We start from the raw sequence: 16,747 nt of genomic DNA, 5'->3' as shown, positions 1-16,747 counted from the left end.
ACACCCCCGTCACGGAGATGAACTGGCCGAGCGGGAAGGCCACGTCCTGGCCGCGCAGGTTGTGCTCCCTGGCCCCCTTGACCACCAGCTCGCGGCCCTTGGTGCGGGGCCGGCGGATCGCGGGCACCGGGATGGCGGTCCGGCCGGACAGGTACGACCCGGTGAGGGACTTCTCGTTGGCTAGCAGCTCGTCGACCGTGCCGGAATGCACGATCTCGCCGCCGTGCTCCCCCGCGCCTGGGCCGATGTCGACCACCCAGTCCGCGGTGCGGATGGTGTCCTCGTCGTGCTCGACGACGATCAGGGTGTTGCCGAGGCTGCGGAGCCGGATCAGGGTCTCGATCAGGCGGTGGTTGTCCCGCTGGTGCAGGCCGATCGAGGGCTCGTCGAGGACGTAGAGGACGCCGACGAGGCCGGAGCCGATCTGGGTGGCCAGCCGGATCCGCTGGGCCTCGCCGCCGGACAGGGTCGCGGCGGCCCGGTCGAGGGAGAGGTAGTCGAGGCCGACGTCGAGGAGGAAGGTCAGCCGGGCGGTGATCTCCTTGAGGACCCGCTCGGCGATCATCTTCTGCCGGTCGTTGAGCTCGAGGTTGGCCAGCAGCTCGACGCACTCCCCGATCGACAGGGCGCACAGCTCGGCGATGTTCTTGCCGTTGAGCAGGACCGCGAGGACCTCGGGCTTGAGCCGGGTGCCGCCGCAGTCCGGGCAGGGCACGTCGCGCATGTAGCCGGCGAACTTGTCGCGGCTCCACTCCGACTCGGTCTCCTCGTGCCGGCGCTCCAGCCAGGGCAGGACGCCCTCGAAGTTGGCGTAGTAGGAGCGCTCGCGGCCGTAGCGGTTGCGCCACTTGACGTGCAGTTGGGTGTCCGCGCCGTAGAGGATGGCCTTCTGGGCTCTGGCCGGCAGGGCGCGCCACGGCTTGTCCATGTCGAAGGACAGCTGCTCGGCGAGGGCGGTGAGGAGCCGCTGGTAGTACTCCGACGTCTGGCCGCCCGACCAGGGCTGGATCGCGCCGTCGGCGAGGCTGCGCTCCGGGTCGGGGACGATCAGCTCCGGGTCGACCTCCTTGCGGACGCCGAGGCCGGTGCAGGTGGGACACGCGCCGTAGGGGGCGTTGAAGGAGAAGGTGCGCGGCTCGAGGGTCTCGATCGACAGCGGGTGGTCGTTGGGGCAGGCGAAGTGCTCGGAGAAGCGGCGCTCGCGGGCCGGGTCGTCCTCCTCCAGGTCCACGAAGTCGATGAGCACGATGCCGCTGGCCAGGCCGAGCGCGGTCTCGACGGAGTCGGTGAGCCGCTGCTTCGCCGACTTCTTCACCGCGAGGCGGTCGACGACCACCTCGATGGTGTGCTTCTCCTGCTTCTTCAGGGTGGGCGGCTCGGTGAGGGAGTGCACGACCCCGTCGACCCGCGCTCGCGCGTAACCCTTCGACTGGAGCTCGTGGAACAGGTCCACGTATTCGCCCTTGCGGCCCCGGATCACCGGAGCGAGGACCTGGAAGCGGGTGCCCTCCGGCATGACGAGCAGCCGGTCGACGATCTGCTGCGGGGTCTGCCGGCTGATCGCCTCGCCGCACACCGGGCAGTGCGGCTCGCCGGCCCGGGCGTAGAGCAGGCGGAGGTAGTCGTAGACCTCCGTGATCGTGCCGACCGTGGAGCGCGGGTTGCGGGAGGTGGACTTCTGGTCGATCGAGACGGCCGGGGACAGGCCCTCGATGAAGTCGACGTCGGGTTTGTCCATCTGGCCGAGGAACTGGCGGGCGTAGGCCGACAGCGACTCCACATACCGCCGCTGACCCTCGGCGAAGATCGTGTCGAACGCGAGGCTGGACTTGCCCGAACCGGACAAACCCGTGAAGACGATCAGCGCGTCGCGCGGGAGGTCGAGGCTGACGTCGCGCAGATTGTGCTCGCGTGCGCCACGGATGATCAATCGGTCCAACACGATGCGACCCTCACGGAGTGTTTCGGCGGTGGTGTGCCCGGTCAGCGCCCAGACGGGCGCCAGTCAGCCACTGTATCCGTGCCCTCTGACATTTTCTGTCTGCCCAGCTGGCGGGGCAGTTTCGGGCTGTCGGAGACCCGACTGATCTCGAGGACGACGCCCCCGTCGGGGAGCATGATCAGGCCGTCGTCGGTGACGGTCTCCAGGCTCGTGACGACCGACCGGCCGACGCCGAGCAGGCCCAGGGTGAAGCCCCTCGGGAACGGCACGGGCGGGGCCGCGACCGTCGGCAGGTCCTCCGGCCGCCAGCCGGCGGGGTCGTCGAGGAGGACGGCGTCGAGATTGGCGGCCTGGGCGCGCGCCGCGCCCGGCCAGACCCACGTGGTCCGGCGGGGCAGGACGGCCTCGATGGTCTTCGGCCCGTCGGCCCAGGACCGCAGGACCACCCAGTCGCCGACGCACGGCATGGTCAGCGGCGAGCGGGCTCCGCGGGACAGCATCGCGCCGCCCAGGCTGCCCCGGACGATGCCGGCGGCGGTGTAGATGACGCAGACGCCCTGGTCGACTCTGAGCACGCGTCCGGGGCGCAGGCCCCGACGACGGTACGGGGCGAACGCCGCGGCCAGGTCCTCGCCCCAGCCCAGAGAGTCAAGATCAATGCTCATCAGGGGATCCACGCTAGGTTCAACGGCCCCCGCGTTCCAGCCGATTATCCTGCATCACATGACCACCGACCCACTGGCCCTCCTGGCTGAACTCGATCGCGCGACGGCGCGGCTGCTTCGTACCGTCGGGGGGTTGACCGACAAAGAGGTCGCCGCTCCCTCCCTCCTACCCGGTTGGACCCGGGGCCATGTGCTCACCCACCTGGCCCGCAACGCCGACGGACTGGTCAATCTGCTCACCTGGGCGGAGTCGGGGGTGCAGACCCCGATGTACACCAGCTTCGAGGACCGGGTGGCCGCGGTGGACGCCGGCGCGGGTCGGCCGGCCGCCGAACACGTCGCGGATGTGACCGGCGCCTCACAGGGGTTCGCCGACCGGGCGGCCAAGGTGCCGGCCGACGCGTGGAACGCCGTGGTGTGGACCCTCAACGAGCGGCGGATCCCCGCGCTGACCGTGCCGTGGCTGCGGCTCAAGGAGGTGGAGATCCACCACGCCGACCTGGGCGTGGACTACGGGTCGGGGTCCTGGCCGGAGTCGTTCGTCCGGCGGCTGCTGCGCGAGGTGACGCACGACTTCACCGGGCGGCAGGACGCGCCGCGGATGGTGCTGACGGCCACTGACCTGGGGGCGCAGTACGTGGTCGGGGATGGTGAGGGCGCGCCGACGATCAGCGGGCCCGGGCACGCGCTCGCCGCGTGGTTGATCGGGCGCGGGGCGCACAAGTCACTGGTCGGGACACTGCCGACCCTGCCGAGCTGGGGCTGAGATGGACACGCACGAGACCACTGACCTGATCATCAGGAAGTTGTCGGTCGGCTCGTTCGACAACAACGCGTACCTGCTGCGCTGCCGGCGTACCGGACAGCAGTTGTTGATCGACGCGGCGGCCGAGCCGGACCGCCTGCTGGAGCTGGTCGGGCCCGACGGCCTGGCCACGGTCGTGACCACGCACCGGCACCCGGACCACTGGCAGGGGCTCGCCGAGGTCCTCGCCGCGACCGGGGCGGCGTCGGTGGCGCACGCCGACGACATCGAGGGGCTGCCGGTGGCCGCCGAGCCGTCCGGGGCGACGGTGCGGGTCGGCGAGGTGGACCTGGAGGTCATCCACCTCGTGGGGCACACCCCGGGCTCGATCGCGCTGCACTACCGCGACCCGGCGGGCGTCGGACACCTCTTCACGGGCGATTCGCTCTTTCCGGGCGGCGTGGGAAACACCCAGGGTGACGCCGACCGGTTCGCGTCCCTGATCCACGACGTGCGGACCAAGCTGTTCGACCGGCTCGCCGACGACACCGTCGTCTACCCGGGCCACGGCGCCGACACCACGCTCGGTCGCGAACGGCCGTCCATTCCGGAATGGGTCGCCCGCGGCTGGTGAAGTGACGCTCGTCAACTTTTGGGGGGCCTAGGACCGATTTCCACTACCCTCAGGACACACAACAAACAGTGCTGAGGGGGTACCGGTGACCGTCGACGTCGTCACGCCCGCCGCCCTCGACACGCTGTTCGCGCACGCCGTCGACGCGGCCGCCCCTCCCCTGGAGCGGATCCGGTTCATGGCGAACTGCGCCAGCGCGCTCGACGAGCTGTACATGTCCGGCGACGCCGGCCGCCGACCGGAGCTGGCCGCCCGCTGGCTGCGCGCGCTGACCGCCGACGCGGTCCCCACGCTCGCGGCGGCCGGCGTCCGGCTGGTCCGGTGGTCGGAACTGGGCACGTCGACCGCCGGGCGGCTCCGCCGGTACTTCACTGAGAGCGTGTTGCCCGTGCTCACCCCGATGGCCGTGGACCGGGCGCGGCCGTTCCCGCACGTCCGGGGGCTCGCGCTGCACCTGGCCGTGCTGCTCACCGACCCGGCCGGCGGCCCGGACCTGTTCGCGTCCGTGCGGATGCCGACCACCACGCCCCGGTTCCTGGCCGTCGGGCGCGGTCGGTACCTGCCGGTGGAGGACCTCGTCGTCCGGCACCTGCCGGCGCTGTTCCCCGGGATGGCGCTCGTCGACCGGCACGCCTTCCGGGTCACCCGGTCCGCGCCCGGCGCGCCGCCGGTCCGGCTCGAGGTCGACGCGGACGTGTGCGAGCGGGCGCTGGAGTTCCTGCTCCGGGAGCTGGACGTGCGGCCCGAGGACGTGCTGCGACTTTCGGGGCTTTTAGACCTGTCCGCACTTCGGGAGCTGTACGCGGGATAGGCTTTTGTCCGTTTTCTTGGGGCTGGTCCAGCCCCCGGACCCGCCATAGGGTTGGTCCATGGAGGAGGAACGCAAGTTCGAGGTCGACGAGGCGTTCGCCCTGCCCGACGAGTTCCTCGACGCGCCCGACGTGTTCGCGCTGCCCCCGGTGCGGCTGCGCGCCACCTATTTCGACACCGCCGACCTGCGGCTCGCCCGGGCCGGCGCCTCGCTGCGGTTCCGGACCGGGGACGCCGAGCCGTGGACCGTCAAACTCCCCACCGCCATTCCGGGTATCCGACGGGAGGTCAGCCTCGCCGGCCCGTCCGGCCGGCCGCCGGCGGAGCTGGCCGACCTGGTCACCACGTTCCGCCGGTCCGAGCCGCTCGCGCCGGTGATCGTGCTGCGCACCGTCCGTCAGCCCTACGAGCTGCGCGACGGTTCCGGGACGGTGCTCGCCGAGCTGGTCGACGACCACGTCAGCGTGCTCGTCGGCCGGCGGGTCGTCACCCGGTTCCGGGAGATCGAGGTCGAACGGAAGGCCGGCGGGCGCGACGTGCTCGACCGGGTCGCCGGGAGCCTGACCGCAGCGGGGGCCGTCGAGGGCGAGTTCACGGCCAAGCACGTCCGGGCGCTCGGCTCCCCCGCCACCGCCCCGGCCGACCTCGCCGCCTCGCCCCGGCCGGTGTCCCGGAAGAAGGCCACCGCCGCCGACGTGGTCGCCGGCGGGATCCGCCGCGACATCGGGGTGATCGTCGCGCACGACCCGCTCGTCCGGCTGCGGGCCGAGGTCGGGCGGGGCGATACCGCCGTGCACCAGATGCGGGTCGGCTGCCGGCGGCTGCGCAGCCGGCTGCGGACCTTCGCCCCGCTACTGGATCCGCGCTGGGCCGATCCGCTGCGCGCCGAGTTGTCGTGGCTGGCCTCGGTGCTCGGCGGGGTGCGCGACGCAGAGGTGCTGCGGGCGCGGCTGGGCGTCACCGCCGCCGCCGACCCGCTCGCGCCCCTCGATCCGGAGATCGTCGGGGAGCTCGACCGGGCCCTCGCCGACCGGTACCGGGACGCGGTGACGGAACTGGACGCGGCGTTGACCTCCGAGCGGTACCTGGAGCTGCTGGACCTGCTCGTCACCGTCGCCGCCAAGCCCGGGGTGGGACGGGGCGGGCGGGCGCCGGCCCGGGAGGCGCTGCCGCCGTTCGTGGCCCGGACGTGGAAGAGGCTGGTCCGGGACGTCCGGGGGCTGCGGGCCGACGGGCCCGACGAGGTGTGGCACGCCGCCCGGGTGCGGGCCAAGCGGGCCCGGTACGCGGTGGAGGCCGTGAGTTCCGTCGTCGGCCGGCCGGCGCAGCGGCTGGCCGCGGCGCTGGCGGCCGTTCAGGGGGATCTCGGGGAGCACCAGGACGCGGCGTTGGCCGCCGAGACGTGGCTGGAGCTGGGGGCCGCCGATCCGGGGCGGTACGGGGTGACCGTGGGGCGGTTGGTGGAGCGGGAACGGGGGGCCGTGGTGGCCGCCCGGGGAAGGTTCGCCGGGGTGTGGGCCGAGGCCCGGCGGGGGAAGCTGACGGAGTGGTTGGGGTAGGCGCGAGCCGGCCGCTGGGCTTCGAGCCGCGGCTGGGTCTGCAGCCACGCCGGGCGGTGCGGACGCGCGTCGGGGGCCGGCTCCCCGTAACCGGACGATCGGGTTTCTATCGCAGTGCGGGCAGGGCCGGGGAGAACAGCCAGGCGTCGAACAGGTCCGTCAGGGGGGCCTGGGCGTAGCTGGTGGCCAGCGCCGTGAACTGGTCGGTCGTGACCGTGCCGTGCCGGTGGTCGGCCGTCCACGCCAGCAGCATCGCGAAGAACCGGCCGTCGCCGAGCCGGTGCCGCAGCGCGTGCAGGGTCAGCGCGCCGCGCTTGTACACCCGCTCGTCGAACATCCGGTGCGCCCCCGGGTCGGCGAGGACCAGGTCCTGGGGGGATGCGGCGATCCGGGCGTGCCACTGCCGGGCGTGCAGGTCCGCCGACGGGCCGCCCGAGCGCTCCGACCACAGCCACTCGCTGTACGTGGCGAAGCCCTCGTTCAGCCAGATGTGCCGCCAGTCGGCGACCGTGAGGCTGTTGCCGAACCACTGGTGGGCGAGTTCGTGCACGATGAGCCGCTCGTGGGTGCGCCGGCCGTCGACGAGGTTCGCGCCGAACACCGACAGGCCCTGGGCCTCGATCGGGTCGTCGAGGTCGTCGTCGGTGACCACGATCTGGTAGTCCTCGAACGGGTACGGGCCGAACAGCAGCTGCAACTGTTCCATGATCTCGCCGTGCCGGGCGAAGTCGTGCAGGAAGGGCGCGCGCAGCCGGGGCGGGTACGCGGCCTTCTGCGAGACCAGGCCGGTGGCGATCTCGCGCTCCTCGTACCGGCCGATGTGCACGCCCATCAGGTAGGTGGAGGTGGGCTCGGGGCGGTCGTACACCCAGGTGGTGGTGCTGCCGCCCCGGCGGTGTTCGGTGCGGTGGCCGGTGGCCAGGACCGTGTACGGCGAGTCGGTGGTGACCGTGACCCGGTAGCCGGCCTTGTCCGCCGGGTGGTCGTTGCACGGGAACCACGACGGCGCGCCGACGGGCTGGCTGGCGACCAGCGAGCCCTCGGTCAGCTCGTCCCAGCCGATGTCTCCCCACTCGCCGCTGATCGGGCGGGGGTTGCCGGCGTAGCGGACCTCGACGGCGAAGGCCGCGCCGTTCGGGATCGGCCGGGCGGGGGTGACGTACAGCTTGTGCCCCCGGTGCGCGAACCGGGCCGGTTTGTTGTCGACCAGGACCCGGGTGGGGCGCAGGCCGGCGAGGTCGAGGCTGAACCGGGACAGCGCCTGGGTGGCGGTGGCCTCGATCCGGGCGTGCGCGGCGAGGCGGTTGGGGCCGACCCTGTAGTCCAGATCAAGATCATAGAATCGTGTCGTGTACCCGCCGTTGCCGTGTTGCGGCAGGTAGGAATCGCCGGAGTGGTCGGCGCCCGGGGTCGGCGGGGAGTCCGCGACGGGGCGCGGCCCGGTGCCCGACGGGGCGGCCCCGGCACGCTTGGCCGGGCGCGGTCCGGTGGTCTCCGGGGGTGTGTCCTCCTCCGGGCGTCTCTTCGGGCTCACCCCTGGTTCCACCCGGCGATCGGGTTGCCCAGCCAGCGCGAGTCCGCCGGCACCGCGTCGCCCCGGGTCACCAGCGAACCCGGGCCGACCGTGGTGCGGGCCCCGATGCTCGCGCCGGGCAGCACGATGCCGTGCGGACCGAGGGTCGAGCCCTCGGCGAAGTCGACCCCGGACATGCTCATGATCCGATCGTGGAACAGGTGGGTCTGCACGACGCAACCCCGGTTCACGGTCGCGCCGTCGCCCAGGCGGACCAGGTCGGACTCCGGCAGCCAGTACGTCTCCAGCCACACGCCCCTGCCGATGTGCGCGCCCATCGTGCGCAGCCAGGCGGGGAGCAGCGGGGTGCCGCCGATCTTCCCGACCAGCCAGGTGACGGCCAGCACCTCGACGAAGGTGTCCGCGAGCTCGTTGCGCCACACGAACGAGCTCCACAGCGGGTGCTCCGTCGCCCGGAACCTGCCTACGAGCAGCCATTTCATTGTGGTCGCTGTCAGACAGGCAAACACACCGGCCACCAGCAGGGCCACCCCGGACAGGACCGGTCCGAGGACGGGGCCGAGCCGGAACACCACGGCGAGGACGCCGACGGCCAGCGCGGCCGAACACATCACGGGCACGATCCGGGCCAGCTCGACCAGCGCCCGGGCGATCTTGAGCCGGACCGGCGGCTTGAACGTGCGGGACGTGTCGGCCGACTCCACCGACCGGCTGATCGCCATCGGCGGCATGCCCAGCCAGGAGCTGCCCTTCTTCGCCTTGCGCGGCGCGGAGGACAGCACGCCCACCAGTCCCCGGTTCGGTACGGAACGGCCCGGGGCCGTCATGCCCGAGTTGCCGAGGAACGCCTGCTTGCCGACGCTGGCCGGCGCGATGTGCAGCCAGCCGTGGCCCAGCTCGTAGCTGGCGACCATCGTGTCGTCGGCGAGGAACGCCCCGTCGGCGACCGTGGTCATCGACGGCAGCGCGAGGACCGTGGAAGCCTCGACGTTCTTCCCGATCCGCGCCCCGAGCAGCCGGAGCCACACGGGGGTGAACAGGCTCGCATACAGCGGGAACAGGCCGGTGCGGGCCATGCCCATCAGGCGCTCGGTGAACCACGCCTGCCAGGCGACCCTGCCGTGCACCTTGTGGTAGCCCTCGCGCAGGCCGATGGACAGCAGCCGCACCCCGACGAGGACGAGCAGGGCGTAGGTGAGGAAGTACCCGACGGTCGCGGCCGGCACGAGGACCAGCGCGGCCCGCAGCGCGTCCGGCAGCGTCGCGGCACCGGACACCGCGCGCCCGACCCAGACGACGGCCGGGGCGGCGGCGACCAGGGGCAGCAGGCCGAGGAACAGGGACGTCGAGCCGTAGACCACCGCCCAGAACCGGCTGCGCGGCGGGCGCTCCTCCGGCCAGCGCCGCGGGTCCGGGGTGTCCTCCGCCGCCGGCGAGCCGGCCCAGCGCAGCCCGGCCGGGACGACACCCAGCACGGTCGAGCCGGCGCCCACCTCGGCGCCCTTGCCGACCCGCACGCCTGGGAGGAGGGTGCTGCGGCCGCCGATCCGGGCCCCGGCCCCGATCCGGATCTTGCCGATCCGGATCCGGTCGCCGTCCACCCAGTGCCCGGACAGGTCCACCTCGGGCTCCACGGCACAGCCCCGGCCGAGCTTGAGCATGCCGGTGACCGGCGGCGCGGAGTGCAGGTCCACGTCCTTGCCGATCCTCGCGCCGAGGGCCTTGGCGTACCACGTCATCCACGACGCGCCCGACACGCTCGTGACCCCGCTGAACTCGGCGAGCTTCTCCGCCGTCCACAGCCGCAGGTGCACGCTCCCGCCCCGCGGGTAGCTGCCCGGCCTGACCCGGCGCAGCAGCAACCGGGCCCCGCCGGCCGCCAGCGCGATCCGGCCCGGCGGGCTGAACAGCGCCACCCAGCCGGCGAGCAACCACCACCAGGACGTCGTCGGAGCCCAGTCCGTGCCCAGGAGGTTGGCGAGGGCCAGAGCCACCACCGACCAGCGCAGGCCCACCAGGGTGAGCAGCGGCAGCATCAGCAGCGACTGCACGACACCGGTCCGGCCCGGGGTCGGCGCGACCTCCCGGCGGACGCTCGTCTCCCCCGACAACGCGTCGAGGAACGCCGCGAGCCCGCCCAGGGTCGGGTTCTGGTAGATGTCGACAATCGCGACCTGCGGGAACCGGGTACGCAGGTGCGCCACCAGCTGCGCGGCCGACAGGCTCCCGCCGCCGTTGCTGAAGAAGTCCGCCTTCGGCGCGCCGACCTGCACACCGAGGATCTCCGCCCACGCCTCGGCGAGCCACAGCTCCGTGCCGGAGAGCATCGTGCGGGCCAGGTCCATCGTGGACAACGGCCAGGGCAGTGCCGCCCGGTCGACCTTTCCGGAGGTACGCGTCGGCAGCGTCGCCACCCGGGCCAGCAGCGGCACCAGCGCGGCCGGCAACTGCTTGCGGAGCCGCTTGACGGCCTTGTCCGCGTCGAACGAGTCCGGGGCCACGACGTAGCCGACGAGCACCTGGTTGCCGGCCTTCGTACGCTGCACCGCCGCCGCCGCGCCCGCCACGTCCGGCAGGGACTGCAGAGCCGCGTCGACCTCACCCAGCTCGATCCGCCGGCCGCCGAGCTTGACCTGCTCGTCGCCCCGACCCATGAACAGCAGGCCCTCGGGGTCGGCCCGGACGATGTCCCCACTGCGGTACGCCCGCGCCCAGCCCAACGACGGCAGCGGCGCGAACTTCTCCGCGTCCTTCACCTCGTCCAGGTACCTGGCCAGGCCCACCCCGCCGATCACCAGCTCGCCCGTGTCGCCCATCGCGACCGGCTCGCCGTCCGGGCCGACGACGGCCAGCTCCCAGCCGTCGAGCGCCAGCCCGATCCGCACCGGCCCGGTGCCGGTCATCCGGGCGGCGGTGGCCACGACGGTCGCCTCGGTCGGCCCGTACGTGTTCCACACCTCCCGGCCCTCGACCGCGAGCCGCTCGGCCAACTCCGGCGGGCAGGCCTCGCCGCCGAAGATGAGCAGCCGGACCTCCTCCAGGGCGTCCGTCGGCCACAGCGAGGCCAGGGTCGGCACGGTGGAGACCACAGTGATGCCGCGCTCCACCAGCCACGGGCCCAGGTCGACGCCGCTGCGGACCAGGGCGCGGGGCGCGGGCACCAGGCAGGCGCCGTGCCGCCACGCGAGCCACATCTCCTCGCAGGAGGCGTCGAAGGCGACGGACAGGCCGGCGAGGACGCGGTCTTCGGGGCCGAGCGGCTCGTCCTGGAGGAAGACCCGGGCCTCGGCGTCGACGAACGCCGCCGCGGAGCGGTGCGTGACGGCGACGCCCTTGGGCTTGCCGGTGGAGCCGGAGGTGAAGATGATCCAGGCGTCGGAGTCGAGGGTGGGACCGCCGTCGAGCGGGGTGGCGGGCCCGGGCGTGACGCCGACCGTGCCGAGGAGGCCGGGGACCGCCGGGGCTGCGACGGGGCCGGTCAGGGCCGGCGGGGCGTCAGCGAGGGCTGCCGGGTCCGGAGTGCCGGGGCCGGGGACGCCATCAACGGCGGCATCGGCGGGGGTGAGAGCCGCGGCAGGGCCCTCGAAGGACGTCTCCTCTGCCGGCGCGACGTCCATCATGGTCAGCTCGCCACCGTCGCCGAGCACGGCCCGCACGCCGGCCTCGCCGAACACCAGTGCCGCCCGCTCGTCCGGGTCGTCGGCGTCCACGGGCACGTAGGCCGCGCCGGCCGCCAGGACGCCGAGGATCGCGACGTACAACTCGGCGGTCCCGGAGGCGATCCGGACCCCCACCCGGTGGCCGGCGCCGACGCCCGAGGCGTGCAGGCGGCGGCGCAGCGACTCGATCTCCTCGGCGAGGCGGCGGTAGCTCAGGGGCGTGCCGTCGGCGTCGAGGGCCGGGGCGTTCGGATAGCGGGCGACGGTGGCGGCCAGGACGTCGACCAGGGTGCGCCCTGCCGGGGGCTCCATGGCCGGGAAGACCGCGCGGACCGCGACGGCGGTGGTCACAGGGTGCCTCACTCTCCGGGCCTGTTCGTGCCCGACCTACAACCCTACGACAGCACGGTGAACGGGACCGGCGTTCGGTGTGCAGAGCCACAGCAGCGTCGCAGGCACGGGTGACGCGCGGACGTCCGGTCGGCGAACGTCGGGCAAACGCGCGCGGAGACGCACGCGACCCCCGGTCACACCAGGGCCCGGACCAGCCCGGTCGTCACCGCCGCGGCGATCAGCACCACCAGGAACGGGGCCCGCAGCACCAGCGCCAGAACCGCCGCCGCCAGGCCCGACAGGCGCGCCGGATCCACGGTCAACTCCCGGCCGCTCGTCAGGACCTGCACGGCGATCAGCGCCGACAACAGGGCGACGGGCACCAGGTCCGCGAACCGGGCGACCCTCGGCTGGTCGAGGAGTTCGCGGGGCGCGGCGAGGCCGGCCAGTTTCAGGGCGTAGCAGCCGACCCCGACGGCGGCGATCACGAGCCAGAGCGTCATCGGGTACCCCCGGAGCCCGCGCCGTCGGCCGTGCCCGGCCCGCCGCCGGCGCGGCCCGGCGCGGACACCGCCGCCGCCTCCCTGGCCGGCACCCTGCCGAGCAGCGCCGCCGCGAGGGCCGCGATCCCGGCCAGCAGCACCGGCGTGCCCCCGGGCAGCCACGGCGTCCCGGCCAGCGCCAGGCCCGCCCCGCCGAGCGCCACCCACCGCGCGACCGGGTCGGCCTTCAGCCGCGTCCACAGGATCGCCAGGAACGCGGCCGGCGCCACGACGTCGAGGCCGAGCGCGGACGGGTCGCCGATCCTTTCGACGCCGAGCGCGCCGACGAGGGTGCTGAGGTTCCACAGCGCGTACAGGGTCGCGAACGAGGTCCAGAACCCGGCGCGGGCCGCCTCCCGGTCGTGTTGGCCGACGGCGACGGCCGTGGTCTCGTCGATGACGCCCTGGGCGGCGACGAGCCGGCGGACGCCGGTGACCCGGAGCAGGTCGGCGAGCCGGAGCCCGTAGAGGGTGTTGCGGCCGCCGAGCAGGAGCGCTCCGACCGCGCCGACGGCGAGGCTGCCGCCGGTGGCGACAACCCCGACGAGGGCGTACTGCGACGCGCCCGTGAACGTGACCAGACTCAGCGCGCACGCCTGGGCGACGCTGAGCCCGGACGTGACGGCGGTGGCCCCGAATGCGAGCCCGGACCCGCCCACGGCGACGCCGAGGCTGAGCCCGGCCCGGACGGCGGCCCGTCGGGTGGCGGAGGAGGACATACCCCGACGCTAGGCCTCCCGGGCTCCCCGATCTTGAACATTCTTGCGGTACGCCCCCGGCGGCACGCCCAGGTATCGCCGGAAATGTCTGGTCAGGTGGGCCTGATCGGCGAACCCGACGGCCGCCGCGACCTCGGCCGGCCGGTCCCCCGCGGCGAGCAGTGACCGGGCCCGCCGCACCCGCTCCTGCACCAGGTACGCGTGCGGCGGCAGCCCGGTGGCCGTCCGGAAGGCGCGCTGGAGCACGTGCGGCCCGAGCCCGACGTGCTCGGCCAGCTCCGCGAGGGTCGGCGGGGCGGTCAGCCGGGCGTGCAGCAGCTCCCGGGCCCGGTCCACGGCGCGCGGCGCCGGGGCGGACGCGGGGGCCGCCGTGCCGGCGTTGAGCCCGAGCAGCGCGACGAGGGCCGCGTGCTGGGCGCTGGACGCCGCCAGGTCGTCGCCGCGGTCGGCGGCGCGCACGGCGGCGACCAGCAGCCGGTGGGTGCCGGGATCGGCGACGACGGACTCCCGGAACCACGGCGTGCCGGGCCGGCCCAGCTCGGCGGCGACGGCCCGCACCGTGGCGACGTCGGGGTAGATGATCCGGTACGACCAGCCCTCGGGGACCCCGGCGCGGCCGTTGTGCGGGACCTCCGGGTTGACGAAGACGAGCGAGCCCGCGCCGGCCCGCATCGTGCCGCCGGCCACGTCCCACTCCTCGACGCCGTCGACGATGGCCCCGATCGCGTACTCCGCGTGCGCGTGCCGGGCGAACGCGTGCCGGACGAACCGGGCGGCGAGCAGCTCGGTACCGGGCAGCGCGTCCCGCCGCCAGTACCTCGCCCGGTCCCCGGTCATCCCCCGACTCTAGGCCGGGGCCCCACCCCGCATGAACAGCACGATCCCGACTCCGGCGATCCACAGGGCCGCCAGCAGGACCACCCAGAATCCCCACGGGGTCAGAACCGCGACCGCCATGGCGATGCTCACCCAGCCGAGCCACCTGGGCAGCAAGGCCGTGTAGAGGAACGCCAGCCCCGACGCCCCGAGCAGCAGGGCGAGCCCCGCCGTGAGCGGGAAGAACAGGTCGTTGGCGATCACGGTGAACGTGTGCGTGATCTCCCCGGGCACCTTCCCGACCGTGTCAGCGGCCAGGTACGCGAACCCGCTGAAGGTCAGCAGTCCCACCGCGGCGAGCAGCGCGCCGCCGAACGCGATCTGCGCGAGCCGGCCGTCGCCGCCCTCGGCGCGCGAGACCGCTTGCCGCAGGCTGCCGGCGAACCAGACGAGCGCGAGCGTCGCGAGCAACGCGAGCAGGCACGCCCAGATCTGCCGGGTGTCGTTGTCCTTCCAGTAGGCGACGACCTTGTCAGTGGGTTTGTCCGAGTCGACCCCGTTGCCGCCCACGATGAAGCAGGCGACCAGGAGGAGCAGGAACACGACGCCCGTCAGGGGGGCCAATCGTGCCAGACGAGTGAACATGGCAGCCTCCTTTCGAGGCTAAGGCCAGTTTACTGCCAAGATCACGCTCGGTAGTCGATCATTCACGGTTGGGCGCGCTGGTCGTCTCGTACCAGATGGTGGTCTTTGTGCTTTTGTGAAAGTGACAATCGGCACCCGGGGCCCGAGCCGCGAGGGCGACCAGGGACGATATAGGGATGTCGCTCCGCTCCGATCTCCGCAACTTTGCGATCATCGCCCACGTCGACCACGGGAAGACCACCCTCGTCGACGCCATGCTCCGTCAGGCCGGAGCGTTCAGCGCCCGCGCCGAACTCGTCGACCGGGCCATGGACTCCGGCGATCTGGAGCGTGAGAAGGGCATCACGATCCTGGCCAAGAACACGGCGGTGCACTACCACGCGCCGGACGGCCAGGAATTCACCCTGAACATCATCGACACCCCCGGCCACGCCGACTTCGGCGGTGAGGTCGAGCGCGGCCTGACCATGGTCGACGGCGTCGTGCTGCTCGTCGACGCCTCCGAGGGTCCCCTGCCGCAGACCCGGTTCGTGCTGCGCAAGGCCCTCGCCGCGAAGATGCCGATCGTCCTCGTGATCAACAAGGTCGACCGGCCCGACTCGCGGATCAAGGAGGTCGTGGACGACACCTACGAGCTGTTCCTCGACCTCGACGCGACCGAGGAGCAGATCGACTTCCCGATCGTCTACGCGTGCGCGCGCGACGGCGTCGCCACGCTGAACCAGCCGGCCGACGGCACCGTCCCGGAGGACAGCGACACCCTGGAGCCGCTGTTCCGGACGCTGCTCACCACGATCCCGGCCCCGACCTACACCGAGGGCGCGCCGCTGCAGGCGCACGTCACCAACCTCGACGCCTCCCCGTTCCTCGGCCGGCTCGCGCTGTGCCGGGTCCGCGAGGGCGAGATCCGCAAGGGTCAGCAGGTCGCCTGGTGCAAGACCGACGGCACCATGCAGAACGTCAAGATCACCGAGCTGCTGATGACCGAGGGCCTGGAGCGCAAGCCCGCCGAGAAGGCCGGCCCGGGCGACATCATCGCCATCGCCGGCATCGCGGACATCATGATCGGCGAGACCCTGGCCGACTCCGAGACGCCGGTCGCGCTCCCGCTGATCACGGTCGACGAGCCCGCCATCTCCATGACCATCGGCACCAACACCTCGCCGCTCGTCGGCCGGGTCAAGGGCTCCAAGGTCACCGCCCGCATGGTCAAGGACCGGCTCGACAAGGAGCTGATCGGCAACGTCTCGCTCCGGGTCCTGCCCACCGAGCGCCCCGACGCGTGGGAGGTGCAGGGCCGCGGCGAGCTGGCGCTGGCCATCCTCGTCGAGCAGATGCGCCGCGAGTCCTACGAGCTGACCGTCGGCAAGCCTCAGGTGGTCACCAAGCAGATCGACGGCAAGCTGTGCGAGCCGGTCGAGCGGGTCACGATCGACGCCCCCGAGGAGTACCTCGGCGCGATCACCCAGCTGCTCGCCACCCGCAAGGGCCGCATGGAGCACATGACCAACCACGGCACCGGCTGGGTCCGGATGGAGTGGCTCGTGCCGTCGCGGGGCCTGATCGGCTTCCGGACCGAGTTCCTCACCGACACCAGGGGCACGGGCATCATGCACCACGTGTTCGAGAAGTACGACGGCTGGTTCGGCGAGCTGCGCACCCGCAACAACGGCTCCCTGGTCGCCGACCGGGCCGGCGTGGTCACCGCCTTCGCGATGACCAACCTGCAGGAGCGCGGCTCGATGTTCGTCGAGCCCACCACCGAGGTGTACGAGGGCATGATCGTCGGCGAGAACTCCCGCTCCGACGACATGGACGTCAACATCACCAAGGAGAAGAAGCTCACCAACATGCGGCAGTCCACCAGCGACGAGACCGAGAAGCTGGTCCCGCCGCGGAAGCTGTCCCTGGAGCAGTCGCTCGAGTTCTGCCGCGAGGACGAGTGCGTGGAGGTCACCCCGACCGCCGTGCGGATCCGCAAGGTGAACCTCTCCGCCACCGAGCGGGCCCGGGCCACGGCGCGGCGCAAGCACGCTTAGGTGGTGCCGGCCCGCTGAGGGCGACGATGCGTGCGTTGGAAGGGCCCCTGCATACAACACCGGTATGCAGGGGCCCTTCCGCCTTCGCCTCCCCGCCCTCAGCGG

13 protein-coding genes (1 of these 13 only partly in view) are annotated in these 16,747 nt (G+C 73.0%); 5 read left to right on the top strand and 8 right to left on the bottom strand.

The features are described from left to right. Both uvrA and IW245_RS37070 read right to left on the bottom strand, forming a co-directional pair. Positions 1-1,942, bottom strand: the 5' portion of a protein-coding gene (gene uvrA / locus IW245_RS37075) for an excinuclease ABC subunit UvrA (RefSeq protein ID WP_197007730.1). Its footprint begins 1,034 nt before the window's first position; the window shows 1,942 of its 2,976 coding nt (coding positions 1-1,942); its start codon is at positions 1,940-1,942; its stop codon lies off the left edge, out of view. Positions 1,943-1,983: 41 nt separating this feature from the next. Beyond that, complete coding sequence (locus IW245_RS37070; RefSeq protein WP_197007729.1) at positions 1,984-2,607, bottom strand: ribosome small subunit-dependent GTPase A; 624 nt, start codon at positions 2,605-2,607, stop codon at positions 1,984-1,986. A gap of 58 nt (positions 2,608-2,665) precedes the next feature. Here IW245_RS37070 and IW245_RS37065 point away from each other — a divergent pair, with 58 nt between their 5' ends. From IW245_RS37065 to IW245_RS37050, 4 genes are all read left to right on the top strand, one after another. Beyond that, positions 2,666-3,373, top strand: coding sequence for a maleylpyruvate isomerase family mycothiol-dependent enzyme (locus tag IW245_RS37065; RefSeq protein WP_197007728.1), 708 nt, complete (start codon positions 2,666-2,668; stop codon positions 3,371-3,373). Between the two features lies 1 nt (position 3,374). After that, positions 3,375-3,986, top strand: coding sequence for an MBL fold metallo-hydrolase (locus IW245_RS37060; RefSeq protein ID WP_197007727.1), 612 nt, complete (start codon positions 3,375-3,377; stop codon positions 3,984-3,986). 85 nt (positions 3,987-4,071) lie between these two features. Further along, positions 4,072-4,797: a polyphosphate kinase gene (locus IW245_RS41255; RefSeq protein ID WP_197007726.1), complete on the top strand. Its 726-nt coding sequence runs from the start codon at positions 4,072-4,074 to the stop codon at positions 4,795-4,797. Between the two features lie 58 nt (positions 4,798-4,855). Further along, entirely contained in the window at positions 4,856-6,355 is a 1,500-nt protein-coding gene (locus IW245_RS37050) for a CYTH and CHAD domain-containing protein (RefSeq protein ID WP_197007725.1), read from the top strand. Between the two features lie 106 nt (positions 6,356-6,461). On the opposite strand, the gene IW245_RS37045 is transcribed toward IW245_RS37050, so the two are convergent. The 6 genes from IW245_RS37045 to IW245_RS37020 form a co-directional block, all read right to left on the bottom strand. Then, positions 6,462-7,889, bottom strand: coding sequence for a M1 family metallopeptidase (locus IW245_RS37045; RefSeq protein ID WP_197007724.1), 1,428 nt, complete (start codon positions 7,887-7,889; stop codon positions 6,462-6,464). After that, entirely contained in the window at positions 7,886-11,860 is a 3,975-nt protein-coding gene (locus IW245_RS37040; RefSeq protein ID WP_197008885.1) for a Pls/PosA family non-ribosomal peptide synthetase, read from the bottom strand. Before IW245_RS37040 ends, IW245_RS37045 begins: the two co-directional genes overlap by 4 nt. A 215-nt stretch (positions 11,861-12,075) precedes the next feature. Then, positions 12,076-12,384 (bottom strand): AzlD domain-containing protein, encoded by a 309-nt coding sequence (locus IW245_RS37035; protein WP_197007723.1) that lies wholly within the window; start codon positions 12,382-12,384, stop codon positions 12,076-12,078. Then, positions 12,381-13,142 carry an AzlC family ABC transporter permease gene (locus IW245_RS37030; RefSeq protein WP_197007722.1) on the bottom strand — a complete coding sequence of 254 codons (762 nt, stop codon included), beginning with the start codon at positions 13,140-13,142 and terminating at the stop codon, positions 12,381-12,383. The genes IW245_RS37035 and IW245_RS37030 overlap by 4 nt, the downstream gene beginning before the upstream one ends. A 9-nt stretch (positions 13,143-13,151) precedes the next feature. Continuing rightward, positions 13,152-13,979, bottom strand: a complete 828-nt coding sequence (locus IW245_RS37025) for an AraC family transcriptional regulator (RefSeq protein WP_197007721.1) — start codon at positions 13,977-13,979, stop codon at positions 13,152-13,154. A 9-nt stretch (positions 13,980-13,988) separates the two neighbouring features. Next, the gene (locus tag IW245_RS37020) at positions 13,989-14,603 is read right to left on the bottom strand and encodes a hypothetical protein (protein WP_197007720.1); all 615 of its coding nucleotides are present in this window, start codon (positions 14,601-14,603) and stop codon (positions 13,989-13,991) included. Positions 14,604-14,779: 176 nt separating this feature from the next. Between IW245_RS37020 and typA the strand changes: the two genes are divergently transcribed. Further along, positions 14,780-16,642, top strand: a complete 1,863-nt coding sequence (typA, locus tag IW245_RS37015; RefSeq protein ID WP_197007719.1) for a translational GTPase TypA — start codon at positions 14,780-14,782, stop codon at positions 16,640-16,642. Positions 16,643-16,747 lie beyond the last annotated feature (105 nt).

Origin of the sequence: Longispora fulva (assembly GCF_015751905.1) — a bacterium.
Taxonomy (GTDB): domain Bacteria; phylum Actinomycetota; class Actinomycetes; order Mycobacteriales; family Micromonosporaceae; genus Longispora; species Longispora fulva.
This window is presented reverse-complemented; position numbering and strand designations above follow the sequence as displayed.

Excerpts from the sequence above, each read along its gene's own strand:
- IW245_RS37070 (WP_197007729.1), bottom strand. The coding sequence starts at position 2,607 with ATGAGCATTGATCTTGACTCTCTGGGCTGGGGCGAGGACCTGGCCGCG.
- IW245_RS37060 (WP_197007727.1), top strand. The coding sequence starts at position 3,375 with ATGGACACGCACGAGACCACTGACCTGATCATCAGGAAGTTGTCGGTC.
- IW245_RS37030 (WP_197007722.1), bottom strand. The coding sequence starts at position 13,142 with ATGTCCTCCTCCGCCACCCGACGGGCCGCCGTCCGGGCCGGGCTCAGC.
- IW245_RS37040 (WP_197008885.1), bottom strand. The coding sequence starts at position 11,860 with ATGGAGCCCCCGGCAGGGCGCACCCTGGTCGACGTCCTGGCCGCCACC.
- IW245_RS37065 (WP_197007728.1), top strand. The coding sequence starts at position 2,666 with ATGACCACCGACCCACTGGCCCTCCTGGCTGAACTCGATCGCGCGACG.
- IW245_RS37020 (WP_197007720.1), bottom strand. The coding sequence starts at position 14,603 with ATGTTCACTCGTCTGGCACGATTGGCCCCCCTGACGGGCGTCGTGTTC.
- IW245_RS37025 (WP_197007721.1), bottom strand. The coding sequence starts at position 13,979 with ATGACCGGGGACCGGGCGAGGTACTGGCGGCGGGACGCGCTGCCCGGT.
- typA (WP_197007719.1), top strand. The coding sequence starts at position 14,780 with ATGTCGCTCCGCTCCGATCTCCGCAACTTTGCGATCATCGCCCACGTC.
- IW245_RS37035 (WP_197007723.1), bottom strand. The coding sequence starts at position 12,384 with ATGACGCTCTGGCTCGTGATCGCCGCCGTCGGGGTCGGCTGCTACGCC.
- IW245_RS37050 (WP_197007725.1), top strand. The coding sequence starts at position 4,856 with ATGGAGGAGGAACGCAAGTTCGAGGTCGACGAGGCGTTCGCCCTGCCC.